Origin of the sequence: Pelagerythrobacter sp., from assembly GCF_041912895.1 — a bacterium.
GTDB lineage: Bacteria > Pseudomonadota > Alphaproteobacteria > Sphingomonadales > Sphingomonadaceae > Pelagerythrobacter.
The window spans coordinates 690,631-715,310 of record NZ_JAYSGI010000001.1; the positions used below are offsets into that span (position 1 = coordinate 690,631).

The 24,680-nt window shown below is 67.3% G+C and carries 22 protein-coding genes and 1 tRNA gene; 14 read left to right on the forward strand and 9 right to left on the reverse strand.

All coding sequences use genetic code 11. From position 1 onward, the window contains the following. Positions 1–138 precede the first annotated feature (138 nt). The 6 genes from acs to ACE3QC_RS03515 all read left to right on the forward strand — a co-directional run bounded on the left by acs (position 139) and on the right by ACE3QC_RS03515 (position 6,415). Complete coding sequence (gene acs, locus ACE3QC_RS03490; protein ID WP_374405720.1) at positions 139–2,076, forward strand: acetate--CoA ligase; 1,938 nt, start codon at positions 139–141, stop codon at positions 2,074–2,076. A 76-nt stretch (positions 2,077–2,152) separates the two neighbouring features. Continuing rightward, positions 2,153–2,719 (forward strand): aminoacyl-tRNA hydrolase, encoded by a 567-nt coding sequence (gene pth, locus ACE3QC_RS03495; RefSeq protein WP_374405721.1) that lies wholly within the window; start codon positions 2,153–2,155, stop codon positions 2,717–2,719. Then, complete coding sequence (locus tag ACE3QC_RS03500) at positions 2,716–3,348, forward strand: lysostaphin resistance A-like protein (RefSeq protein WP_374405722.1); 633 nt, start codon at positions 2,716–2,718, stop codon at positions 3,346–3,348. Before pth ends, ACE3QC_RS03500 begins: the two co-directional genes overlap by 4 nt. A 54-nt stretch (positions 3,349–3,402) precedes the next feature. Beyond that, entirely contained in the window at positions 3,403–4,398 is a 996-nt protein-coding gene (locus ACE3QC_RS03505) for an SDR family oxidoreductase (protein WP_374405723.1), read from the forward strand. 56 nt (positions 4,399–4,454) lie between these two features. Then, positions 4,455–5,555: a redox-regulated ATPase YchF gene (ychF, locus tag ACE3QC_RS03510; RefSeq protein WP_374405724.1), complete on the forward strand. Its 1,101-nt coding sequence runs from the start codon at positions 4,455–4,457 to the stop codon at positions 5,553–5,555. A 62-nt stretch (positions 5,556–5,617) separates the two neighbouring features. Further along, positions 5,618–6,415, forward strand: a complete 798-nt coding sequence (locus tag ACE3QC_RS03515) for a DUF1206 domain-containing protein (protein WP_374405725.1) — start codon at positions 5,618–5,620, stop codon at positions 6,413–6,415. Here the strand turns inward: ACE3QC_RS03515 and ACE3QC_RS03520 are convergent. Continuing rightward, complete coding sequence (locus tag ACE3QC_RS03520) at positions 6,412–6,798, reverse strand: MerR family transcriptional regulator (protein ID WP_374405726.1); 387 nt, start codon at positions 6,796–6,798, stop codon at positions 6,412–6,414. The genes ACE3QC_RS03515 and ACE3QC_RS03520 overlap by 4 nt on opposite strands. A gap of 41 nt (positions 6,799–6,839) precedes the next feature. Between ACE3QC_RS03520 and ACE3QC_RS03525 the strand changes: the two genes are divergently transcribed. Both ACE3QC_RS03525 and ACE3QC_RS03530 read left to right on the forward strand, forming a co-directional pair. Beyond that, positions 6,840–7,580 carry a MauE/DoxX family redox-associated membrane protein gene (locus ACE3QC_RS03525; RefSeq protein ID WP_374405727.1) on the forward strand — a complete coding sequence of 247 codons (741 nt, stop codon included), beginning with the start codon at positions 6,840–6,842 and terminating at the stop codon, positions 7,578–7,580. Positions 7,581–7,606: 26 nt separating this feature from the next. Beyond that, positions 7,607–8,065, forward strand: a complete 459-nt coding sequence (locus tag ACE3QC_RS03530; RefSeq protein ID WP_374405728.1) for a MaoC family dehydratase — start codon at positions 7,607–7,609, stop codon at positions 8,063–8,065. A gap of 1 nt (position 8,066) precedes the next feature. Here the strand turns inward: ACE3QC_RS03530 and ACE3QC_RS03535 are convergent, their stop codons facing one another. Further along, complete coding sequence (locus ACE3QC_RS03535; RefSeq protein WP_374405729.1) at positions 8,067–8,570, reverse strand: hypothetical protein; 504 nt, start codon at positions 8,568–8,570, stop codon at positions 8,067–8,069. Beyond that, a complete protein-coding gene (mutL, locus tag ACE3QC_RS03540) occupies positions 8,570–10,375 on the reverse strand; it encodes a DNA mismatch repair endonuclease MutL (RefSeq protein ID WP_374405730.1) in 1,806 nt (601 codons plus the stop codon). The genes ACE3QC_RS03535 and mutL overlap by 1 nt, the downstream gene beginning before the upstream one ends. Before the next feature lie 195 nt (positions 10,376–10,570). Here mutL and ACE3QC_RS03545 point away from each other — a divergent pair, with 195 nt between their 5' ends. The 6 genes from ACE3QC_RS03545 to ACE3QC_RS03570 all read left to right on the forward strand — a co-directional run bounded on the left by ACE3QC_RS03545 (position 10,571) and on the right by ACE3QC_RS03570 (position 16,431). Further along, positions 10,571–11,614, forward strand: coding sequence for a rod shape-determining protein (locus ACE3QC_RS03545; RefSeq protein WP_374405731.1), 1,044 nt, complete (start codon positions 10,571–10,573; stop codon positions 11,612–11,614). A 10-nt stretch (positions 11,615–11,624) separates the two neighbouring features. Further along, positions 11,625–12,557, forward strand: coding sequence for a rod shape-determining protein MreC (mreC, locus tag ACE3QC_RS03550; protein WP_374405732.1), 933 nt, complete (start codon positions 11,625–11,627; stop codon positions 12,555–12,557). Continuing rightward, on the forward strand, positions 12,557–13,111 hold the full coding sequence (gene mreD / locus ACE3QC_RS03555) for a rod shape-determining protein MreD (RefSeq protein ID WP_374405733.1): 555 nt from the start codon (positions 12,557–12,559) through the stop codon (positions 13,109–13,111). The genes mreC and mreD overlap by 1 nt, the downstream gene beginning before the upstream one ends. Positions 13,112–13,152: 41 nt before the next feature. Continuing rightward, entirely contained in the window at positions 13,153–15,138 is a 1,986-nt protein-coding gene (gene mrdA, locus ACE3QC_RS03560) for a penicillin-binding protein 2 (protein WP_374406632.1), read from the forward strand. Beyond that, positions 15,135–16,250, forward strand: coding sequence for a rod shape-determining protein RodA (gene rodA / locus ACE3QC_RS03565; protein ID WP_374405734.1), 1,116 nt, complete (start codon positions 15,135–15,137; stop codon positions 16,248–16,250). Before mrdA ends, rodA begins: the two co-directional genes overlap by 4 nt. Before the next feature lie 105 nt (positions 16,251–16,355). Continuing rightward, positions 16,356–16,431, forward strand: a tRNA-Lys gene (locus ACE3QC_RS03570). 16 nt (positions 16,432–16,447) lie between these two features. Here the strand turns inward: ACE3QC_RS03570 and hflX are convergent. The 6 genes from hflX to ACE3QC_RS03600 form a co-directional block, all read right to left on the reverse strand. Beyond that, on the reverse strand, positions 16,448–17,785 hold the full coding sequence (hflX, locus tag ACE3QC_RS03575) for a GTPase HflX (protein ID WP_374405735.1): 1,338 nt from the start codon (positions 17,783–17,785) through the stop codon (positions 16,448–16,450). After that, the gene (hfq, locus tag ACE3QC_RS03580; RefSeq protein ID WP_374405736.1) at positions 17,764–18,321 is read right to left on the reverse strand and encodes an RNA chaperone Hfq; all 558 of its coding nucleotides are present in this window, start codon (positions 18,319–18,321) and stop codon (positions 17,764–17,766) included. Before hfq ends, hflX begins: the two co-directional genes overlap by 22 nt. A 153-nt stretch (positions 18,322–18,474) precedes the next feature. Next, positions 18,475–19,860: a sigma-54-dependent transcriptional regulator gene (locus ACE3QC_RS03585; protein WP_374405737.1), complete on the reverse strand. Its 1,386-nt coding sequence runs from the start codon at positions 19,858–19,860 to the stop codon at positions 18,475–18,477. A gap of 22 nt (positions 19,861–19,882) precedes the next feature. Next, entirely contained in the window at positions 19,883–22,114 is a 2,232-nt protein-coding gene (locus tag ACE3QC_RS03590; RefSeq protein WP_374405738.1) for an ATP-binding protein, read from the reverse strand. A gap of 78 nt (positions 22,115–22,192) precedes the next feature. Further along, complete coding sequence (gene ntrC, locus ACE3QC_RS03595) at positions 22,193–23,602, reverse strand: nitrogen regulation protein NR(I) (protein WP_374405739.1); 1,410 nt, start codon at positions 23,600–23,602, stop codon at positions 22,193–22,195. Beyond that, positions 23,599–24,678 (reverse strand): nitrogen regulation protein NR(II), encoded by a 1,080-nt coding sequence (locus tag ACE3QC_RS03600; RefSeq protein WP_374406634.1) that lies wholly within the window; start codon positions 24,676–24,678, stop codon positions 23,599–23,601. Before ACE3QC_RS03600 ends, ntrC begins: the two co-directional genes overlap by 4 nt. Positions 24,679–24,680: the final 2 nt, after the last annotated feature.

Here is a 24,680-nt window from a genome sequence, read left to right on the forward strand (position 1 = left end):
TCCTCCCATGTCCCGTTCGGGCTTTCAATCGAGGCGCCGGTCCAGCGATGGGCCGGCGCTTTGTGTTTGTGCGTTCGCTTGCCTATCTCTCCTCCGGCGATACGATCGCGCGATCCGCACGACACCGGAGAAATCAGCTTGAGCGACACCGATACCGTCCCCGTTCCGGCCGAGGTGAAAGCCCGCGCCGGCTGCACGCTGGAACAGTACGAAGAGTTGTACCGCCGCAGCCTGGACGAGCCCGACGCGTTCTGGGCCGAGCAGGCGGAACGGCTCGACTGGATCGAGAAGCCCGGAAAAATCGCGAACTGGAGTTTCGATCCGGTCGACATCAAGTGGTTCGAGGACGGCACGCTCAACCTGTGCCACAACGCGGTGGACCGCCACGTCGAAGCGGGCCACGGCGACACCGTCGCGCTGATCTTCGAGCCCGACGATCCGGCGGGCGAGGTCCGGCGGCTGACCTATGCAGACCTCCGCCGCGAGACGATCCGCATGGCGAACACGCTCAAGGCGATGGGCGTGGCCAAGGGCGACCGGGTCACGATCTATATGCCGATGATCCCCGAGGGCGCGATCGCGATGCTCGCCTGCGCCCGCATCGGCGCGGTGCATTCGGTGATCTTCGGCGGCTTTTCCCCCGATGCGATCGCCGGGCGGATCAAGGATTGCGCGAGCGACTGGGTTATCACCGCCGACGAAGGCCTGCGCGGATCGAAGACCATCCCGCTCAAGGCCAACGTCGATGCCGCGCTGGAGAAGGTTTCGGTCAAGGCCGTGCTCACGGTCCGCCATACGGGCGGCAAGGTAACGATGCGCGAGGGACGCGACCACTGGTATCACGAGCTGTCGCAGGATGTCGGCGACGAATGCCCGTGCGCGCCGATGGCCGCGGAAGACCCGCTGTTCATCCTTTATACCTCGGGCTCGACCGGCAAGCCCAAGGGCGTGCTGCACACCACCGGCGGCTACGCGGTGTGGACCGAGACGACCTTCCGCCACGTGTTCGATTACCGGCCCGGCGAGGTCTACTGGTGCACCGCCGACATCGGCTGGATCACCGGGCACAGCTATATCGTCTACGGCCCACTGCTGAACCGGGCGACCGCGCTGATGTTCGAAGGCGTGCCGAATTACCCCGATCACGACCGCTTCTGGGCGGTGTGCGAGAAGCACGGCGTGAATGTGTTCTACACCGCGCCCACCGCGATCCGCGCGCTGATGCGCGAAGGCGAGGCGCATGTCGCCAAGCATGATCTTTCCAGCCTGCGCCTGCTCGGCACGGTGGGCGAGCCGATCAACCCCGAGGCCTGGCGCTGGTATCACGATACCGTGGGCGGCGGCGCGATCCCGGTGGTCGATACCTGGTGGCAGACCGAGACGGGCGGGATCATGATCACCACCCTCCCCGGCGCGCACGACATGAAGCCGGGCAGCGCAGGCAAGCCGTTCTTCGGCGTGTGCCCCGAACTGGTCGATGGCGACGGCCAAGTGCTGGAAGGCGCGGCGAACGGCAATCTGTGTGTCACGCGCAGCTGGCCGGGGCAGGCGCGGACCGTTTACGGCGATCACGACCGCTTCGTGCAAACCTATTTCAGCACCTACAAGGGCAAGTATTTCACCGGCGACGGCTGCCGCCGCGATGCGGATGATTACTACTGGATCACCGGCCGGGTGGACGACGTGATCAACGTGAGCGGCCACCGCATGGGCACCGCCGAGGTCGAAAGCGCGCTGGTGGCCCACCCGCGCGTGGCGGAAGCGGCGGTGGTCGGCTTCCCGCACGACATCAAGGGCCAGGGCATTTACTGCTACGTCACGCTCAACGCCGGCGAGGAGGCGGAGGAGGACTTCGCCGCCGAACTGCGCCAGTGGGTCCGCAAGGAAATCGGCCCGATCGCCACGCCCGATCACCTCCACTTTACCCCCGCCCTGCCCAAGACCCGCAGCGGCAAGATCATGCGCCGCATCCTGCGCAAGATCGCCGAAAACGAGACGGGAGCATTGGGCGACACCTCGACGCTGGCCGACCCGGGGATCGTGGATACGCTGATCGAGGGACGGCTGAACCGCTGACTTGACACGATCCGCCGCCTTCGCGGGGGATTGGGTGGAGGGTTGCCGTCCCGCGCCTGACCGCTACAGCGCCCCCATGCAGATATGGGCAGGCCTCGGTAATCCCGGACCGCAATACGCGCTCCACCGCCACAACGTCGGCTTCATGGCCTGCGACGTGATCGCGGAGATGCACGATTTCGGCCCGGTGCAGAAGAAATTCAGCGGTTGGGTGCAGGAAGGCCGCATCGGCAGCCAGAAGGTGCTGCTGCTCAAGCCCGCGACCTTCATGAACGAGAGCGGCCGCAGCGTGGGCGAGGCGCTGCGCTTCTACAAGCTCGACGTCGATGCGCTCACGGTATTCCACGACGAACTCGATCTCGCCCCGTTCAAGGTCAAGGCGCGCGTCGGCGGCGGGCTGGCGGGGCACAACGGGCTGCGCTCGATCAACCAGCATCTGGGCCCCGACTTCCGCCGCGTACGCATCGGCATCGGCCATCCGGGCCACAAGGACCGCGTGACCGGCCACGTCCTCGGCAACTACGCCAAGGCGGAAATGGAAGACCTCACCGACATGCTCGCCGCGATTTCCGCCGAAGCCGACTGGCTCGCGCAGGGTAACGACGCCCGGTTCATGAGCGATGTGGCGCTGCGAATGCAGTGAAGGAACGTCGCGACCCCGCGCAGCTTTCGCGGCCGAAGATGCTCGCGGTGATGATCGCACAGGCGGCGGTGTTCACGGCGGTCGGCGCGGGAATCTGGGCGCTGTCGGGGCGCGCGCTGGCCGATTTCGTCACCGTCGACGGCGGACAGGTGCTCGTCGGGCTGGCGATCGCCGCGGCGATGATCGCGAGCGCAGCGGCCATCTGCTTCGGATCGCCGACACTTTCACGCAAGCTGGTTCGCACACAGGAAAAGCTGTTCGGGCTGTTCGGCGGCCGCCTTTCGCTTACCGCGATCATCGTGATTTCCCTATGTGCCGGGATCGGCGAGGAAGCGCTGTTCCGCGGCGGCCTGCAAACGTTGGCAGGCGACTACGTGCCCATGCCTCTCGCCATTGCGCTGTCCTCGATCCTGTTCACCGCGATACACATGGCGCGCCCGCTGGTGATGGCGCTGATCTTCGCGATCGGCTGCCTTTTCGGATGGCTCTATTGGCAGACCGGCAGCTTGCTGGCGGTGATGATCGGCCATGCGATCTACGACGTGTTCGCGCTATGGTACGTCCAGCGCGAACTCGATGGGATGGGGTTCTACGATGCGCAGGCGGACGAGGCCGCGTCTGATCCGTAACGTGCTCGACGCGGCGGCAAGCCCGTGCCACGATAGGTGCGAGGAGGACTGCCGATGATCGACCTGACCCGCCGCACACTGCTTGCAGGCGCCGCCGCGACGACCGCGCTCGCCGCCACCGTCACCCGCGCGCAGCCCGATGCCGTGGCCGCCGCGCCCGATCTTTCGGGCAAGTCGATCCTCATTACCGGCTGCTCGTCGGGCTTCGGGCGCGTGGGGGCCGAGCACTACGCGCGGCTCGGCGCCAAGGTGTTCGCGACGATGCGCAATCTGCCGCGGCCCGAGGCGGAGGAACTGGAAGCGCTAGCGCACGACGAGAATCTCGACATCACGGTGATCGAGCTCGACGTGCTTGACGACGACATGGTGGCGCGCGCCGTCGCCGAGGCGGAGCGGCTCGCGGGCGGTGCGCTCGACGTGCTGGTCAACAATGCCGGGATCGGCATCTCCGGCCCGGTCGAGGTGCACGACATGGAGGCGGTGCGGCTGGCGTTCGACACCAACGTCTTCGGCTACCACCGCCTCGCGCGCGCGGTGCTGCCGGCGATGCGGGCACGCAAGAGGGGGCAGATCTTCGCCGTGTCCTCGCAGCTCGGCCGGGTGATCGTGCCGTTCGGCGGGATGTATTCGGCCAACAAGTTCGCGGTCGAGGCGATGTTCGAACAGCTCGCCTACGAACTGGTGCCGCACAATATCGACGTCACCATCATCGAGCCGGGCGGCTACCCCACGAAAGTGTGGGTCAACCGCAACGTTTATACCGGTGCGCTGAAGGAACGCGCGGCGGAAATCCACACCGCGGGCTATCCCGAAGTCGTTGCCGCGATGGGGACCGAGGACGGATCGGGTCGCAGCGCCGACACAATGGACGTGCCGCGCGCGATCGCCGAGATCGCCGCAATGCCGCCCGGCACCCGCCCGCTGCGCCGCGCGGTGAGCGGCAGCGCGATCCCGCAGACCGAAATCAACCGCGTCGCCGCCCAAACCCAGCTCGCCATGCTCGGGCGGTCGGAACGGCTGGGCCCGCTGGTGCGGGCGGTCCACGACTAGCTTTGCCGCGCGAGTGCCGCTAGGGGCCGCGGCACCTCATATTTCCGGAGTTTTCGATGGGTTTCCGTTGCGGAATCGTCGGGCTGCCCAATGTCGGCAAGTCCACCCTGTTCAATGCGCTGACCGAGACGCAGGCGGCGCAGGCGGCTAATTATCCGTTCTGCACGATCGAACCCAACGTGGGCCAGGTCGCGGTGCCCGACGAGCGGCTGGAGAAGATCGCGGCGATCGCCAAGAGCGCCAAGGTCGTCCCCACCCAGCTCGCCTTCGTTGACATCGCGGGCCTCGTGAAGGGCGCGAGCAAGGGCGAGGGGCTCGGCAACCAGTTTCTCGGCAACATCCGCGAGGTCGACGCGGTGGTCCACGTGCTGCGCTGCTTCGAGGACGATGATATCCAGCACGTCAGCAACAAAGTCGATCCGATCGCCGATGCCGAGGTGGTCGAGACCGAACTGATGCTGTCCGACCTCGAAAGCCTCGAGAAGCGCGTCCCCGCCGCGGCCAAGAAGGCGACCGGAGGCGACAAGGAAGCGAAGATCATGGCCTCGGTGCTCGGCCAGGCGCTCGACCTGCTGCGCGAGGGCAAGCCCGCGCGGCTGACCGAGCCGAAGGATGACGAAGAGGCACGCGTCTTCGCGCAGGCGCAGCTCCTCACCGCCAAGCCCGTGCTCTACGTGTGCAACGTGGCCGAGGAAGACGCGGCCGAGGGCAATGCCCTGAGCGCCCAAGTGTTCGAGAAAGCCAAGGCCGAGGGTGCCGAAGCGGTGGTCGTGTCCGCCGCGATCGAGAGCGAGCTGGTGGCGATGCCCGCCGAGGACCGCGCCGAGTACCTCGCCGAACTCGGCCTCACCGAAAGCGGCCTCAGCCGCGTGATCCGCGCGGGCTACAAGCTCCTCGGCCTGCAGACCTTCTTCACCGCCGGGCCGAAGGAATCGCGCGCGTGGACTTTCCCGGCCGGTGCGAAGGCCCCGCAGGCGGCGGGCGAGATCCACACCGATTTCGAGCGCGGCTTCATCCGCGCCGAGACCATCGCCTACGACGATTACGTCACGCTGGGCGGCGAAGCACCTGCGCGCGAGGCGGGCAAGCTGCGACAGGAAGGCAAGGAATATCTCGTGCAGGACGGCGACGTAATGTTGTTCAAGTTCAACGTCTGAGCCGCTCCACGGGCACCAATCCCGGCCCCGCCCGTTGCGCTGACAGGTTAACGGGGACAAAGATGGCCGCCACGTCCGAGAAATTCCGCTGGCTCGTGCGCGCCGGGTTCGCCGCGCGCGGGATCGTCTACCTGCTGTTCGGCTACCTCGCGCTCGGCACCGCTGGCGAGGCACGCGATGGGCAATCGGCGGTGTTCGATTATCTGCAGGACGTGCCGCTGGGCGTGCCGCTGCTCTACGTCATGGCACTCGGGCTGCTCGGCTATGCCACGTTCCGCTTCATGTCCGCGATCGGCGACATCCAGCATCGCGGCAGCGGGACGGAAGGCGCGGTGAAGCGCGTCGGCGATGCCGCCAGCGGTGTCGCGCACCTGTTCCTCGCCTACGCCAGCTACCAGTTCGCGAGCGGCGCGAAGCAGACTTCGGACGGCGGATCGAGCGGCGAGCAGATGGCCGGATCGGTGCTCGCGATGGATCTCGGCCCGGTGCTGATCGGGCTGATCGGCCTCGGCTTCCTCGCTGCCGCGGGCAAGCAGGCCTACAACGCGTGGACCGGCGACTTCATGAAACGCGTCTCGGCCGGTGCGCCTTCGGGCATTCGCACGGCGGGCCGGGTCGGCCATGCGGCGCGCGCGGTCGTGTTCGCGGTGATCGGCTGGTCGATGGTGCAAGGCGCATGGCTGGCACAGGAAGGCCAGATCAAGGGCCTCGGCGAAGCGCTGCTTTCGCTCCGCGACATGGGCGCGCTCTACACGCTGGTGGCGATCGGGCTGATCCTGTTCGGCGCGTTCAGCCTCGTGGTCGCGCGCTACCGCATCATCCCCGAGCTGGGGATCGAGGGCCTGAAGCCGAAATTCTAGTCGAACGCGGCGAGGATGGGGCATGGCCCCGCCCCGCCCTGCGCGCAATCCGCCGCCAGCTTGGCCAGCGAAGCACGCGCGGCGGTCAACTCGGCGATCTGCACATCGAGCGAGGCGATGCGTTCGCGCGCCATCGTTCGGGCGCGCGGGCGATCGTCGGTGCGGTCGAGGTCGATCAGTTCGGCGATTTCGGCGAGCGTGAAGCCCGCCGCCTGCGCGTGGCGGACGAAGCGCAAGCGGCGCGCGTCGCTCGCATCGTAATGCCGCCCGCCCGGTGCATCGCCGCGCGGAACGAGCAGCAGGCCCTTGCGCTGGTAAAACCGGACCGTCTCGACCCCGACGCCGCCCGCCCGCGCGAGATCCGAAATGCGCATCGCGTTCATGCTTGACTCCGTACCATGGTACAGAGGGTATGGTGTAGGACATGAGCACAAACAAGACCGCCCGACTGCACCGCATGGTGATGGAAAAGCACGTCTGCCCTTACGGCACGAAGTCGAAATGGCTGCTCGAACGCCATGGTTATACGGTGGACGATCGCTGGCTGACGACGCGTGAGCAGACCGACGCCTTCAAGCGCGAACACGATGTCGCCACGACCCCGCAGACTTTCATCGATGGCGAGCGGATCGGCGGCTATACCGAGCTGCGTGCGTTTCTGGGCAAGCCGCTGCCGGACAAGGATTCGACCAGTTATAAGCCGGTAATCGCGGTGTTCGCCATCGCCGCCGGGCTGGCGCTGGCTGTGAGCCACTTCGCGTTCGGGAACGCCGTCACCATTCGCGCGGCCGAATGGTTCGTGGCCTTCAGCATGGCGATCCTCGCGATGCTGAAACTGCAGGATGTCGAACAGTTCTCGACCATGTTTCTCGGTTACGACCTGCTGGCGCGCCGGTTCGTGCCGTATGCCTATGCCTACCCGTTCCTCGAGGCGGGCGCGGGTATCTTGATGGCAGCGCATGCGCTCAACTGGTTGTCGATCCCGGTGGCACTGTTCATCGGCACGATAGGCGCGGCCAGTGTGTTCTACGCGGTCTATATCCAGAAGCGCGATATCAAATGCGCCTGCGTGGGCGGATCGAGCAACGTGCCGCTCGGCTTCGTCTCGCTGACCGAGAACCTGTTCATGATCGGCATGGCGCTCTGGATGATTTTCCGGCCATAGCGATCGGATGCTGCTAGGGGGCCGGGATGATTCATTTCGAGGATATCGAGATCGGCGCGAAGCAGAGCTTCGGCAGCTATGCGGTAACGCGCGAGGAGGTGATCGAATTCGCCACCAAGTACGATCCGCAGCCCTTCCATCTCAGCGACGAGGCGGCGGCGGCGACGCATTTCGGGCGGCTTTCGGCCAGCGGATGGCACACCTGCGCCATGACGATGCGGATGCTGGTCGAGAACATGACCACCGTCGAACAGGCCGGTCTCGGCTCGCCCGGAATGGACGAACTGAAGTGGAAGCGCCCAGTGTTTCCCGGCGACACGCTGCGCTGCGAAACCGAGGTGATCGACAAGCGGCGCAGCCAGTCGCGGCCCGAGATGGGCCTGTTCAAATCGCGCATCCAGGTGTTCAACCAGGACGATGCGGTCGTGCTCGAACTGATCTCGAATGGCCTGATCCGCGTGCGCGAGCCAGGCGCGCCGATCTAGCTCAACTGCCGCACTGCGCCACGCCATTGGCGCCGAACACGACCTGATCGCGTCCGTTGCGAAGTTCGAGGCGGCTCGGGTAGTCGACGGTTTCGGTGCCGCTCTGCTCGCCCTCCCCCTCGGCGAGATCGAGCACCATCGCGTATTCCTTGCCGGCATACTGGCCGCGCGCGCCGAGCGGCAGCGCAGGGCTGCCGATATCGGGTGCGAGCCGGCGTATGCGCCCCTCGACCTTGATGTAGGCGCCCCGCTCCATCGCCAGCGCGAGCACGCGGTCGCCCTCCCCTTGCGCGACGAACGAACAGCCCGCGCCGAACAGGTCGTTCTGCTCGATATCGGAGAACGCGATCGCTTCGGGTTCGACCGGCTCGGGCGGGATATCCTGCGCCGCCTCGACCGCGGCGATCGCGCGATCATCGGCCGCCTCCTGTTCGGCGGAAGTCAGTTCGGGCTCTCCGCAGGCGGCGAGCGACAGCAGAACCAGCGGTGCGAACAACCTGTGCATCAATGCCTCCCGAAAAGTTTCTCGACGTCTTCCATCTTGAGCTTCACCCATGTCGGGCGCCCGTGATTGCACTGGCCCGAGCGCGGGGTGCGCTCCATCTCGCGCAGCAGCGCATTCATCTCGGCGACCGAGAGGACGCGCCCCGCCCGCACCGAGCCGTGGCACGCCATTGTCGCGAGCACGAGATCGAGCTTCTCGCCCAGCAGCAGCGAGCCACGGTCGTCGGTCGGCCCGTTGAGCGCGAGGTCGTCGGCAATATCCTGCAGCAGCTTTTGGGGATCGCCCTTGCGCAGCGAATGCGGCACGCTGCGCACGAGCATCGCGGCGGGGCCGAAACGTTCGATCGCGAGGCCGAGTTCACCGAGCCTTTCCGCAGCATCCTCGAGCCGGTCGCAGGCGGGCTCGTCGAGTTCGACGACCTCGGGAATCAGCAACGCCTGCGCCCGCGCGACCGAATCGCCCGCGCCCGCCGCGCGCAGCCGTTCGAGCACCAGCCGCTCGTGCGCGGCGTGCTGGTCGACGATCACCAGCCCGTCCGCCGCCTCGGCGACGATATAGGTACTCGCGACCTGCCCGCGGGCGATGCCGAGCGGGTATTCGGCGGCGTCTTCGGGCAGCGGCGCGGCCTGCTCGGCCCGGCCTTGCGGCACCGGCTCGGCATCCCCGCCTTGCCCTCGCCACGCTGGCGCAGGCTCGCGCACGGAGGTTGAAGGCTGCGACCAATCCCGCCCAGAGAAGATCGATTCGAGCGCGGGAGCGGCGGGCTCGGCCTGCCAGCGCCCCATCGCCGCGGCATCGGGGGCCTGCGCGCTGCGCCGGTCGCCCGTCGCCAGCGCCTGCCGCAGCCCCGAGACGATGAACCCGCGCACCGCCGCCGAATCGCGGAAGCGCACTTCGGTCTTGGCCGGATGCACGTTGACGTCGACATCCTCGGGCGGGAGATCGAGGAACAGCGCCAGCACCGCATGCCGGTCGCGCGCCAGCATGTCGGCATAAGCGCCGCGCACCGCGCCGGTTAGCAGCCGGTCCTTCACCGGGCGGCCGTTGACGAACAGGTACTGGTGGTCGGCGACCCCGCGGTTGTAGGTCGGCAGGCCCGCGATCCCGGTGAGCCGCATGTCGCCCCGCTCGAGATCGATCGCCACGCCGTTATCGGCCAGCTCGCGGGCGACGATCTCCGACACGCGGCGATCGAGCGGCTGCCCCGCCTGCAAGCCGAAAACGCGCCGCTCGCCATGTTCGAAGGTGAAGGCCACGTCGGGCCGCGCCATCGCCAGACGGCGCACGATGTCGTGACATGCGGCGTATTCGCTGCGCGGCGTGCGCAGGAACTTACGCCGCGCGGGCACCTTGCCGAACAGGTTTTCCACCCGGACCCGCGTGCCCGGCGGCAGCGCGGCGGGCCCTTCCTCGCGCAATTCGCCGTGATCGATCACACGCTTCCAGCCCTCGGCCGAACCGTGCGGGCGACTTTCGAGCGTCAACCGCGCGACGCTCGCGATCGACGGCAGCGCCTCGCCCCGAAATCCCAGCGTGGCGACTTGCTCGATCGCGTCATCGGGCAGTTTCGAGGTGGCGTGGCGTTCGAGCGCGAGCGCCATCTCCTCTGCCGCCATACCGCAGCCGTCGTCGGTCACTTCGATCCGGGCGAGGCCGCCCTCAGCGATCTTCACCGCGATGAGAGTCGCGCCGGAATCGATCGCGTTCTCGATCAGTTCCTTCAGTGCGGCGGCGGGCCGTTCGACCACCTCGCCGGCGGCGATGCGGTTGACGAGCGTTTCGGGCAGGCGGCGGATCGCGGGCATCGGAGAACCTGCCTAGCGGCGAAGCGCCACGAATTCGAGGCCGACGGTGAAATTGCCCGCGGGTTTCGTCATAATTTTTTTGGCCTTTTGCCCCGGCATTGGGTAAGGGGTCGCCATCCCTGTCAGATGCGGGTCACGGCAGTCGCAGGATGCTGCGGCAAGTGCTCGAAAGATATACGGAAATACGCGACGGCAATGAGCTTCTTTTCCAATCTGTTCAAATTCGGTTCGCAGAACATGGCGATCGACCTCGGAACCGCGAACACGCTGGTCTACGTGCAGGACCAGGGCATCATCCTCAACGAACCCTCCGTCGTCGCGATCGAGACGATCAACGGCATCAAGCGCGTCAAGGCCGTGGGTGACGACGCCAAGATGATGATGGGCAAGACGCCCGACAGCATCGAGGCGATCCGCCCCCTGCGCGACGGCGTGATCGCCGACATCGAGATCGCGGAGGAGATGATCAAGCACTTCATCCGCAAGGTGCACGGCAAGAAGAGCCTGTTCCGCTATCCCGAGATCACCATCTGCGTCCCCTCGGGCTCGACCTCGGTCGAACGGCGCGCGATCCGCGACGCGGCGTCGAACGCGGGCGCGAGCGCGGTCTATCTGATCCTCGAGCCGATGGCCGCAGCGATCGGCGCCGACATGCCCGTTACCGAGCCGGTCGGTTCCATGGTTGTCGACATTGGCGGCGGCACGACCGAAGTCGCGGTGCTGAGCCTGCGCGGGCTCGCCTACACCACGTCGGTCCGCACCGGCGGCGACAAGATGGACGAGGCGATCGTCAGTTACGTCCGCCGACACCACAACTTGCTGATCGGCGAATCCACCGCCGAGCGGATCAAGAAGGATTACGGCATCGCCACGATTCCCGAAGACGGCGTGGGCGAGACGATCACTCTCAAGGGGCGTGACCTCGTGAACGGCGTGCCAAAGGAAATCACGATCAACCAGGCGCATGTCGCCGAAGCGCTGGCCGAACCGATCGGCGCGATCGTGGAAGGCGTGCGCATCGCGCTGGAAAACACCGCGCCGGAACTGGCCGCCGACATCGTCGACCAGGGCATCGTGCTCACCGGCGGCGGCGCTCTGATCCAGGGCCTCGACGAGCACTTGCGAGAGGAAACCGGCCTGCCCGTCAGCATCGCGGAAGATCCGCTGTCCTGCGTCGCGCTCGGCACCGGGCGCGCGATGGAAGATCCGATCTACCGCGGCGTCTTGATGACCGCTTGAGGGGAGACGTATGGCGCCGCCTTCGTCACGGCGCTCGAGCTATTCGCGTAGGGCGCAATACGGTGTTTTCACCGGCTATGTAATCGCCGGCATCGGCGCGCTGATCGGTGCCGTCCTGCTCGCCCTGTCGCTCTGGCGCCCGGCCAGCTTCGAAACGCCGCGTGCCGTGGCGCACGACGCGGTGGCTCCAGCGGGAGAGGCAAGCGCGGATGTTCGAGCCGAAAGCCAGGGACTGATCGAGGCCATCCGCGGCTACCTGCGCGCGGGGAGTCAGAACGCCGCGCTCAAGGAGGAGGCCGAGCTCGCCCGCATCCGTTTGGCCGAAGCCGAGGCGGTCAAGCGCGAGAACGCTCGGCTCAAAGGCCTGCTCGGGCTCGACGAAGGCAGCACCCGCGCGGTGGCGGTGGCGCGGCTGATCGGCTCGACGTCGTCCAGCGCGCGGCGCTTCGCCTATCTCGGCGCGGGCAGCGCGGACGGAGTCGCGGTGGGCATGCCGGTGCGTAGCCCGCGCGGCGTGGTCGGCCGCGTGCTCGAGGTCGGCCGCGACAGCTCGCGCGTGCTGTTGCTCACCGACAGCCAGAGCGTGCTGCCGGTGCGGCTCGCCCGCAGCAACGTGGTCGCCTTCGCCGAGGGGCGCGGCGACAGCATGCTGCGCATCCGGTTGGTCAATCTCGGGATCAATCCGCTGAAACCGGGCGACGTGTTCGTCACCAGCGGCGCTGGCGGTTACTACCGCCCCGGCATCGCAGTCGCGATCGTCGCCGAAAAGACCGGGGACGGCGCGCTGGCCCGGATCATCAGCGACCCGGCGGCGACCGACTACGTCGCGGTCCAAGAAGTCTGGCAGCCCCGTGCGGTGGCCGCCGCGGCAACGCCGGTCGAACAATCGGTGGGGGACAGCCAGACCGGCAACGAGCCCGCGCCCGCCGCGGACGGGCAATAATGGATCGCGCCGATCCGCGATCGCGGCGCGATGCCTATGGCTCGCGAATTAACCGGGCGCACTCCCCCGCCCTCGCCTATGCCGTGCCGTGGGCGACGATCCTGCTCGCCAGTATGCTCCCGGCATTTCCCATCGCGTCGGCCGCTCCGGTAGTGCCGCCGCTGGGCCTGATGACACTGGTCGCCTGGCGGCTGGTGCGCCCCGGTCTGATGCCGGTCTGGGCGGGGTTTCCGCTGGGCCTGTTCGACGACCTGTTCAGCGGTCAGCCGTTCGGCAGCGCGATCCTGCTGTGGTCGCTCGCGATGCTGGCCATCGAAGCGGTTGAAGCGCGGTTTCCGTGGCGGAGCTTCGTTCAGGACTGGTTGATCGCGACCGCGATACTGGCCACGTATATCGCCGCCGCAGCCGTGCTTTCCGGCGGGCAGTTGGGGGCGCCGCTGTTCGGCGCGCTCGTTCCACAAGTCCTGCTCTCCCTGATGCTTTACCCCATCCTCGCCCGCCTTATCTCCGCCCTCGACCGGTTCCGCCTCCTGCGCGTGCGGGTGCTGGGCTGATGGCGTGGCGGAAGCGGCCTCCGGTGCAGGCCACCAAGGCCATGCTCGAGAATACTTACGATCGCCGCAGTTTCGTGGTCGCGGGGCTCGGCGTGGGCGTGGGCACGCTGCTCGCGGCGCGCATGGGCTACATCGCGATCGCCGAGAACGAGAAGTACGCGACCGAAGCCGAGAGCAACCGCGTCAACCTGTCATTGATACCGCCGCGCCGGGGATGGATTCTCGACCGCAACGGCGCGCCGCTGGCCTCCAATCGGGCCGACTTTCGCGTCGACGTGATCCCCGAGCGAATGAGCGACCCCGAGCGCGAGATCGCGGTGATCGGCGAAGTGCTCGGCTTCGATCAGACTCAGGCGCACGAGTTGCGCGAACGGATTGCACGCGCGCGCGGCTTCCAGCCGGTCGAGGTCGAGAGCGGACTGACCTACGACGAATTCGCTGCGCTGAGCGTGCGCCTTCCCGAACTCCCCGGTGTGGTGCCGCAGCGCGGCTATTCGCGCTTCTACCCCACCGGCCCGACCGTCGGCCATCTGATCGGCTACGTCGGCCCCGCCTCTGCCGAGGAGTACGAGCAGGACCGCAATCCGCTGCTGATCACGCCCGGCTACAAGATCGGCAAGGACGGGATGGAAAAGCAGTTCGAGCAACGGCTGCGCGGCGTGCCCGGTGCGCGCCGGGTGGAGGTGACCGCGTCGGGCCGCATCGTGCGCGATCTCGAGACCCGCGAGGATATCCAGGGCAAGCCCATCAAGCTGACCATCGACGGGCCGCTGCAAGATTATGCCGCACGCCGCATCGGGCTCGAGTCGGGCTCGGTCGTAGTGATGGATTGCCGCACGGGCGACCTCCTGTGCATGGCCTCGATGCCGAGCTTCGACCCGAACAGCTTTTCCGACGGTATCGGCAGCGTCGAGTATTCCATGCTGCGCGACGACGAGCGCGTGCCGCTGCGCAACAAGGTGCTCAAGGGGCTGTACCCGCCCGGTTCCACCGTCAAGCCGATGGTGTCGATGGCGCTGCTGCGCGAAGGGATCGATCCCGAGGAGACGGTCTATTGCGGCGGCGGGCTGCGGGTGGGCAACCGCGTGTTCCACTGCTGGCAGCGCCGGGGCCACGGCCAGGTCAACATGGCCAAGGGCATTTATCAGAGCTGCGACGTCTATTTCTATCATCTCGCTCAGCGCATCGGGATGGACCCGATCGCCGCGATGGCGCGTCGGTGCGGAATGGGGCAGGAATTCAAATTGCCGGTGCTGAGCCAGTTCTACGGCACGGTGCCCGATCCGGCGTGGAAGCTGGAGAAATACGGCCAGCAATGGCAGGCCTACGATACCGTCAATGCGACCATCGGCCAGGGATACATGCTCGCGAGCCCGCTGCAGCTCGCGGTCATGGCCTCGCGGCTCGCCAGCGGCAGGCACGTCGAGCCGCACCTGCTGTTCGGCGAATCCAAGGGCCAGTTCCCGGCCGCCGACTTCTCCGACGAACACGTCGCCTTCGTGCGCAAGGCGATGAGCGACGTGATCAACGGCCCCGGCACCGCCGGTCGTGCTCGCCTGCCGGTCGACAACGTGCTGATGGCCGGCAAGACCGGCACCGCGCAGGTCGTGTCGCTCTCGGTGTCCAACGGGCGCTCGGGCCCATGGAAATATCGCGACCACGGCCTGTTCATCTTCTTCGCCCCGTTCGACAACCCGCGCTATGCCGGCGCGGTGGTGATCGAGCACGGCGGCGGTTCGGGCGCGGCCTACCCGATCGCGCGCGACGTGATGACCTTCCTGTTCGACCCTGCCAAGGCGATGGAAGCCCTCCACGGATTCGAGCAGCAATGGGGCGGCACGGCGCAGGAGCGGCTGGCGGCAAAATATGCCGCCTATGCGGCGCAGGCGGGCGAACAGGTGGGGCCGGTGCCGCAACGCGAGGAAGAAATCTTCGCGCGCGTCGATGCCGAGGCGCGCGCCGCGGCCATGGTGCCGGTGGCGCAGGCGACCGACGCGGCGATCAACCGTTCGGCCGGCCCGGAATGAACTCGGTGATCCCCGCCCCTGTCGCGCGCCAGCCCTGGGCGATGCTCGCGCCGCTGATCCTGCTGGTCGGTTTCGGCGCGATGGTGCTGTTCTCGGCTGCCGGGGGGCATTGGCAACCCTTCGCCACTTCGCATCTGATGCGCTTCGGGGTGTTCCTCGCGATGGCTTCGGTCATGACCCTGTTCGGACGCGACCTCGTGCGGTTTGTGGCCTATCCGGTCTATGGCGTGATCCTCCTGCTGCTGGTAGCGGTGGAGACGATCGGCTTCGTCGGGGGCGGCAGCCAGCGCTGGCTCGACCTCGGCTTTCTGCACCTTCAGCCATCCGAGTTCATGAAGCCGGCGGTCGTGCTCGTCCTCGCCAAGTTCTACGGCGGGCTGCCCCCCGGAATGACCGGGACCTGGCGCGCGCTGATCCCCGCCGCGGTGCTCGTCGCGCTGCCGATGGGCCTCGTGCTGCTGCAGCCGGACCTCGGCACCGCGCTGGCGATCGGTTTCGGCGGAATCGTTGTAATGTTTTTGGCCGGACTGCCGCTGCGCTGGTTCATGCTCGGCGGCGCGGCGGCGGTGGTCGTCGCTCCGATCGCCTATTTCTTCGGCCTGCACGACTATCAGCAGCGCCGGGTGACAACGTTCCTCGACCCTGAAAGCGATCCGCTCGGCTCCGGCTATCACATTACCCAGTCCAAGATCGCGATCGGGTCGGGCGGACTGTTCGGCAAGGGCTTCAACGAAGGGTCGCAGAGCCATCTCAACTACCTGCCCGAGCCGCACACCGACTTCGTCTTCGCGACCATGGCGGAGGAATGGGGCCTGCTCGGCGGGCTCGCGGTGATCCTGATCTACGGTCTGATCATGCGCTGGGGCCTGAGCGTGGCGCGCCAGTCGCCCGATCGGTTCTCCAAGCTGCTCGCCTCCGGCATGGTAGCGACGATGTTCTTCTACGTCGCGATCAACCTGCTGATGGTGATGGGGCTGGCGCCGGTCGTCGGCATCCCGCTGCCGTTCATGAGCCACGGCGGCTCCTCGATGATGACCAACATGATCTGCATCGGCACGCTGATGATGGTCAATCGGTGGAACCGCCAGGCGCCGCGCAGCCGGCTGGGTTAGCGTGCTGCGAAAATTCCCCCCTTTCCATGCGCGCGAGGGACGCTATATGCAGCGCCTCCCGAGTCGGGGCGGCCGCACGGCCAACCCGCCAGACCGCCGGGATGTGGACGCATAGCTCAGTTGGTAGAGCAGCTGACTCTTAATCAGCGGGTCCTAGGTTCGAGCCCTAGTGCGTCCACCACCACTTTCCTGAAAATCTAGAGACTTTCGAAGCGGCCGAGTTCCTTCGGGGTCAGGCGCACCGTCATTCGATGGATCGGCCCGTTGTCGCCGGCTTCGGCGTGGTCATCGAGCACCTGGCCGTGCGCGTGGAGCCAGGCGATCTTCTGCCCCTCGCTCGAGGGCAGCACGATTTCGTGCACTTTCGCGCCCGCCGTCAGGATCGCATCGAGCCGGTCGAGCAGCGCCTCGACGCCTTCGCCGGTCTCGGCCGAGATCGCGGCGATGTCCGCGTCGCCCGAAGCTGTGGCAAGCAGTTCGCCGCGTGCCTCGGCCGCCAGCAGGTCGATCTTGTTCCAGGCTTCGACGATCGGGATCGCGCTGCCGCCGTCCTCTCCCTCGACGATGCCGAGCTCGGCGAGCACCTGCAGCACTTGTGCCTTCTGTGCTCCGGCCGAATCGCTGGCCATGTCGCGCACGTGCACGATCACGTCCGCGCCGGTGACTTCTTCCAGCGTGGCGCGGAATGCGGCGACGAGCTGGGTCGGCAGATCGGAAATAAAGCCGACCGTGTCCGACAGGATCGCCTTTTCCACGCCGGGCAGGCGGATCGCGCGCATCGTCGGATCGAGCGTGGCGAACAGCAGATCCTCCGCCATCACGTCCTCGCCCGTGAGCCGGTTGAACAGCGTCGACTTGCCCGCGTTGGTATAGCCCACCAGCGCGATCACCGGCCACGGCGCCCGCCCACGCCGCTCACGATGCAGCGCGCGGGTCTTGCGGACCTGCTCGAGTTCCTTGCGCAGGCGGCCCATGCGTTGGCGGATCATTCGCCGGTCCGCCTCAATCTGCGTCTCGCCGGGACCACCGAGGAAGCCGAAGCCGCCGCGCTGGCGCTCGAGGTGAGTCCACGAGCGAACGAGGCGGCTCTGCTGGTAGTCGAGGTGCGCGAGCTCGACCTGCAAGCGTCCCTCGGCGGTGGCCGCGCGCTCACCGAAGATTTCGAGGATCAGCCCGGTGCGGTCGATCACCTTGCGCCCCAGCGTCTCCTCGAGATTGCGCTGCTGGATCGGCGAGAGCGCGCCGTCGACCACCACCAGTTCGGCTTCATGCTGCTCGCAGGCGACGCCGATATTCTCGACCTGACCCGCGCCGAACAGCGTGCCCGGTCGCACCTGCCGCACCGGCAGAACCACGCTCTCGGCGACGACGATGCCGATCGCGAGAGCGAGGCCGCACGCCTCCGCAAGCCGCGCCTCGGCGTCGAGGTCGTGCTGCTGGCCGCGGATATCGGGACAGACGACGAGCGCCCGCGCCCCGCGCGAGACTTCGCCCAGCAGGTTGTCGTCGAAGCTCAGTCTTCTTCGCCTTCCCAATCGTCGGTCAGGTCGACCGGGGTGGCCGGCTGGATCGTCGACACGGCGTGTTTGTAGGCGAGCTGGACGTAGCCTTCACGTTCCAGCAGCATGCAGAACAGGTCGTAGGCCGCGATCGCGCCCTGCAGCATCACCCCGTTGACGAGGAACATCGTGACCTGGGCCTCGGCGTCGCGCACGCGTGAAAGGAACACGTCCTGCAACAGGCGCTGCTTCTTGCTCGAATCCTGGCTGGCGAACTGCGCGGCGTCCATCGGCTGCGCGGGCATGATCGTCGAGATCGCGTGCTTGTAGACCAGCTGCGACTGCCCGTCGCGGCGCAGCAGGATCGAGAAGTTATCGAACCAGGTGACGATGCCCTGCAGCTTGACGCCCTTGACCAGGAACATGGTCACCGGGGTCTTGTTCTTGCGCAGGATATTGAGAAACGCATCCTGCAGGTTCGGCTGGCGCGCGGGCTTGTGTTCGCCCTTGGCCATCTCGCTTTCGGCGGGCTTCGGCTTGGGGCGCGCGGAAAGCGTCTTTCCGGTGGACATCGAGGGTCTTCCTTCTTGTTGGCGGCCGCCCTTGCGGTCCGCATTCTGGCGAGCGAAAAAATCCGCCGGCCGCTGAGGCAACCGATTATGCAGCGATTGGTGCCCGCGGGCAATTCCCATATTGTTTGGGTTGGTGCTTGCCCGCGCGAAGGTTCAGCTCTTGCGGTCCGCCGTGCCGCGCTCGCTCATGCCGAGCAGCTTGAGCTTGCGGTGCAGCGCGGAGCGTTCCATGCCGATGAAGCTCGCAGTCTTCGAGATATTGCCTGAAAAGCGCCTGATCTGGATGGTCAGATACTCGCGTTCGAAAGTCTCGCGCGCTTCGCGCAACGGGGCGCCCATCAGCGTCGATAGCCCGTTGGTGCCGCCCAGCTTGCCGCCGGTCACCTCGCTCGGGAGCATTTCGGCCTCGACCACGCGCAATTCCTCGCGCGGGGACAGGATCACCGTGCGCTCGACCACGTTGCGCAGCTGGCGCACGTTGCCCGGCCAGTCGTAGGCCTGGAGCGCCGCCATCGCCTCCTCCGATATCTCGGGCGAGGGAATGCCCTGTTCGGCGGCGTAGCGGGTGAAGAAGTGCTGCGCGAGCGCGGGAATGTCGTCGCGCCGCTCGGCCAGCGAGGGGATGGCGACGGGCACGACATTGAGCCGGTAGAACAGGTCTTCGCGGAAGCGCTTTTCCTCCATCTCCTCCGTCAGATCGCGCGAGGTGGAGGACACGACGCGAACGTCGACCCCGATCTGCCGGTTGCCGCCCACGCGAACGAAGCTCTGCTCGGTCAGCACGCGCAGGATGCGCGCCTGGGTCGAAAGCGGCATGTCGGCGACTTCATCGAGGTAGAGCGTGCCGCCATCGGCGGTCTCCAGCAGACCCGGTCGGACGAGCTGACCGTCGGTCTCTTCGCCGAACAGTTCCTGTTCGAAGCGTTCGGGGGTGATGCGGGCGGAATTGACGATCACGAAGGCGCTGTCGGCCCGCGCGCTCCAGCTATGGAGCAGCCGCGCGGCGACTTCCTTGCCCGCGCCGGCCGGCCCGTCGATGAGTACGCGGCTGCCCGTGTTGGCGACTCGCTTCAGCGTGGCGCGGACCTGATTGATCACGGTCGAGTTGCCGGTGAACTCCTCACCCTGTGAATGCCCCTGTCGAAGCCGCACGTTCTCCCGCCGCAGACGTTCGGTCTCGGTCGCGCGGCCGACGAGATGCAGCAGGCGCTCGGCTTCGAACGGCTTCTCGATGAAATCCATGGCGCCGCGGCTCACGGCCGAGACGGCGGTGTCGATGTTGCCGTGGCCCGAGAAGATGATCACCGGCAACTCGGGCTCGCGCTTCTTGATTTCGTCGAGCACTTCGAGCCCGTCCATCGCGCTGCCGTGCAGCCAGACATCGAGCAGGACGAGGCTCGGGCGGCGCTGGTCGATCGCGGCGAGTGCGGCGCTGCTATCGCCTGCCGTGCGGCATTCGTAGCCTTCGTCGCTCAGCACGCCCGACACGAGCTCGCGGATATCGCGCTCGTCGTCGACGACGAGAATGTCTAGCGCCATGGGGCGATCTCCTTGCTGTCCATCATTCGGTGCCCTCGCCGCCCTGCATCGCGGGCTCTCGCGCCAGGCGCAGCGTCACGCGGGTACCGCCCGCCGGCGCGGTGGCGAAGGCCATTTCCCCGCCGTGTTCCTCGACGATCTTGTTGACGATCGCGAGCCCGAGCCCGGTGCCTTTCTCGCGCGTGGTCACGTATGGCTCCACGATCCGGTCCCGGTCTTGCGGCAGGCCCACGCCGTTGTCCTCGACCATGATCGTCACGTCGCCGGGACCTTGCTCGATCGACACCGATATTCGGCCGCGGAAATCCGGTTCGGCATCGCGGGCCCTGGCCTCGACCGCCTCGACCGCGTTCTTGAGCACGTTGGTCATGGCTTGGCCGATCTGGTGGCGATCGCAGGCGAGCGCGACCGGTCCGTCGCCATCGTGGACGAAGCGGAAGTCCACCTCGGGATGCGCGACTTCCTGCAGGAACAGCGCCTGCCGCACCAGATCGAGCGCGTCCTCCTGCCGGAACACGGGCTTGGGCAGCCGCGCGAACGAGGAGAATTCGTCTACCATCTTCTTGAGATCGCCGACCTGGCGCACGATCGTGCTGGTCAGTTCGTCGAACAGTTCGCCGTCGCTTTCGATCTGCTTGCGATAGCGCCGCTTGAGGCGCTCGGTCGCGAGCTGGATCGGGGTGAGAGGGTTCTTGATCTCGTGCGCGATCCGCCGCGCCACGTCCGACCATGCCGCCTGCCGCTGGTCGAGCAGCTGGCGGGTGATATCCTCGAAGGTGATGACCTGCCCCTCGGAGAAATGCGCGATCTTCACCGCCAGCGTGAGCAGTTCGCCGCCGACGGTCTGATTGACGATCCCGCGGTCGATTCCGGCTTTCACCAGGCCCGCGATCGGCGGCGAGAGGCGGTCGAGCGCAAGCCCTGCCGGCGTGGCTTCCGCGTCCCCGATGAGCAGCGCCTGTGCGGAACCGTTCATCAGCAGGACCTGCCCGCCCTGATCGACCGAGATCACGCCCGAAGTGACCGATTCGAGTACCGTCGCCATGAACGCGCGGCGGTTCTCGAGCTGGCGGTTGGCGCTCACCAGCGCGTCGGTCTGCCGCTCGATCTGCGCAGTCATGCGGTTGAAGGCGCGGTTGAGCAGCCCGATCTCGTCGGGCCCGGTTCGCCCCTCGACGCGCAGCGCGAAGTTGCCCGCGCCGACGCGCCGGGCGGCGCCGACCAGATCGGTCAGCGGCTCGACCTGCCGGTCGGCGAACCGCAATGCGAACCACACCGCGAAGCCGAGCAGCCCCAACGAGACGAAGAACAGCGCGAGATTGAAGCGGAGCTGCAAGGCCCTGCCGCGCTGGGTCAGCACCTCGTAGGTCTGCGACAGCGCTCGCGCGCGCTCGAACTGCTGGTAGGCCCGCGCATCGGTGTCGCGCGCGACGTAGAGGTAGATGCCCGACTCGCGGTCGATCGGGGCGAGCGCCTCGATGCGCGAGGAATCGGTCGAGACGAACACGTTCTCGCCCCGCTGGAGCACCGCCAGCGCCCGCGCGCCGAACTGCGCGGGATCGTTGCCGGCGGTAAGGTTGTAGGATGCAGCCGTGCGCAGCTTCCCGTCGCCCACGTCCTGCAGGATGACGCTTTCGCTGATGTCGCGCGGGCCCATCTGGTAGGTCATGAACTCGGCGAACGCGCGGCTGCCGAGATCCTCCGCGCTCAGGCTGTCGAGCGCTTCGGCATAATAGAGCACGTCGCCCGCCATCGCGCTCGCGTGATTGGCCAGATCGACCTCGTTTTCCTCGTAATACGCCTGCTCCAGCGCCCGCGAGTTTTCGACCAGCGCGCGCGAATTGTCCGAGAACCAGAAATCGACCCCGGACTGGAACAGCACCGCCGCGAAGGCGGCGACCAGCAGCGTCGGAATCGCGGCGACGAGCGAGAAGAAGAACACCAGCCGCACGTGGAGCCGCGCGGTGCTGCCGGCTGCCCGGCGCAATGCCAGCCGGCGGCCGAGCAGAACGGTCAGCGCCATTGCGGGAAGCAGCGTGCCGATCAGCAGGCTCGCGACTTGCCCGGCGGGAACCAGTTGCCCGTCGGGCGGCGCGCTGGCGAACGTGGCCCAAGTGGTCAGCGCCATCGCGATCAGAGCGAGTGCAGAGGCCAGTTCGAGCAGGAGGAAGAAATTCGCGCGGCGCGAGGCGACGACGAACCGTCTCCACCAGCGCGGGCTGCGCCGAGTCAGCGAGAGTGTCGAATCCGCCACAGTTGCAGGCTTACAACTGCACTGTTGCGGGTTTGCAAGAATGAAATCGCCGAACCGAAGCTTTCCCCAGACGAGATGTCAGCCGGCGCGGAGAAAACGCTCCGGCTGGACATCGAGTTCCGCGAGCTTTTTGCGCAACGTGTTGCGGTTGATGCCGAGCAGCTTGGCGGCGCGCAGCTGGTTACCCCCGGTTTCTCGCAAGGCGTGCTCGAACAACGGGCGCTCGAACGCCGCCAGCGCGCGATGGTAGAGCGTGCCGGACGGGGGAGCGTGTTGCGTCAGCCAGCCCGACAGCGCGCCCTTCAGGTCGTCGCCGTCGCCATCCGGCGCATGCGCGGCGGTCTCGCCGAGAATGGCTTTCGTCGTCGCGGCATCGATCACGTCGTCGCGTGCCATCAGGGCGAGGCGATAGACGGCGTTCTGCAATTCGCGCACGTTACCGCGCCAGCGCTGGTCTTCCAGCAGCGCGATCGCGGCACGATCGATCCGCCGCTCGGGCAGCCCCTCGCGCGCGGCGAGGCCGAGGAAGTGCTTGACCAGCGCCTCGATATCCTCGGCGCGCTCGCGCAGCGGCGGCAACTGGATCGGCACGACGTTGAGGCGGTAGAACAGGTCTTCGCGAAAGCGCCCGCTGGCGATCATCGGCTTGAGGTCGCGATTGGTGGCCGCGACGATGCGCACGTCGACCGCGATCTCCTGCCGCCCGCCCACGCGCCGGATGCGGCCCGACTGGAGCGCGCGAAGCAGACGGGTCTGCGCCTCGAGCGGCATGTCGCCGATCTCGTCGAGGAACAATGTGCCGCCGGCCGCCTGTTCGAACTTGCCGATCGCCTGCGCGATCGCGCCGGTGAAGGCGCCCTTTTCGTGACCGAACAGCTCGCTCTCGATCAGGTCGGCCGGGATCGCGGCGGCGTTGACCGCGACGAACGGGCCCGATTTGCGATGGCCGAGTTCGTGGATCGCTTCGGCCACCAGTTCCTTGCCGGTGCCCGATTCGCCGAGGATCAGCACCGTCAGGTCGTTGCGCAACACGCGGGTGATCATGCGATAGACCGCCTGCATCGCCGTGCTGCGGCCCACCAGCGGTAGCCCCTCGCCCGCCTGCGCTTCTTCCCCGCGCCGCTCGCTCGATCCGACCGCCTGCGACACCGCACGCACCAGGTCCTCGAGGTCGAACGGCTTGGGGAAGTACTCGAACGCGCCGGTGTCGCTCGCCCGGACCGCAGTATCGAGCGTGTTCTGCGCCGAAAGGACGATCAGCGGCATGTCGGGGCACGCCGCGCGGACCGTACCGATCGAAGCGATCCCGTCGCCGTCGGCCAGCATTACGTCGGTCAGCATCACGTCGTAGCGCGCCGAGGCGATAAGGCGGTCGCGCGCGGCGATGCTGTCGCAGCGATCGACCGAGAAGCCCTCGTCCTCCAGCGCGGAACGAATGACGGTCGCGATCGCGGCATCGTCCTCGACCAGGAGCACGCGGCCCGTCATGCCTCTTCTCCCGCCTTGGCCACCGGCAGGTGGATGCGGAAGGTCGTCCATCCGGTCGCCTCGTCGCGCTGATGGCCGATACGCCCGTTCATGTCGCGCACCAGCTTGCGCACGAGCGCAAGACCGAGGCCTTGCCCGCTCGCTTTCGACGTGACGAACGGTTCGAACACGTGATCGCGCAGCGCCGGATCGATGCCCGGGCCATTGTCGCTGATCGCGATCTCGATCGGCAGCCGTATCGCGCGCCCGAGCGCGAGGCTGGAAACCAACCCGCTGACGAACCGCGTGCGGATGACGACGCGCGGCGTCTCCGCGCCCGCGCAAGCGTCGCGCGCGTTGGAGATGAGGTTGATCAGTACCTGTTCGAGCGCGTCGCGGCTCGCGAGCACCGGCGGGAGCGAAGGGTCGAATTCCTCGACCAGTTCCACCTCGCCCGCATCCGCCGCGCGCACCGTGGCGAGCGCGCTGCGCACCGCCGCATGGAGGTTGATCGGCGCCACGGGATCGATCCGCTCGCTGCCGAGCCGCTGCATCCGATCGATCAGGCGCGCGATGCGATCGACCTCGTCGGCGATCATCGTGGCGAGCGGCTTGTCCCGTTCGCTCAGGCGTCGCGCGACGAGTTGCCCGGCGCCGCGGATCGCCGCGAGCGGGTTCTTGATCTCGTGCGCGAGGATCGCCGGGGCACGCAGCGCAGTCTCGTCACGGCCGACGTCGCCGAGTTCGCCCTGCCCGATCTCGGACAGCGTCATCACGCGCCATCCGGGATGCGGAGCGAGCGGCGACACGGTGACGTTCACCTGCGCGGCGCGCTCGCCGCAGCGCATCGTCATCCCGCGCACCGTCAGGCGCGCTTCGGAATCGGCGAGGCGATGCGCCACGCGCTCGTCGTCGACCTCGATCACATCGAGCAGGCACGCCCCGACGAGGCGATTGGCGCTCCGATGCAGCAGATCCTCGGCGGCCGGATTGGCTTCGCGCACCACCAAGTCGGGATCGAGCAGCAGAACGGCGAAGATGAGGCCCGCGATCTGCGCTTCCGCGCCGGGGCGAGCCTCCAGCGTCACCGCCGTCATGC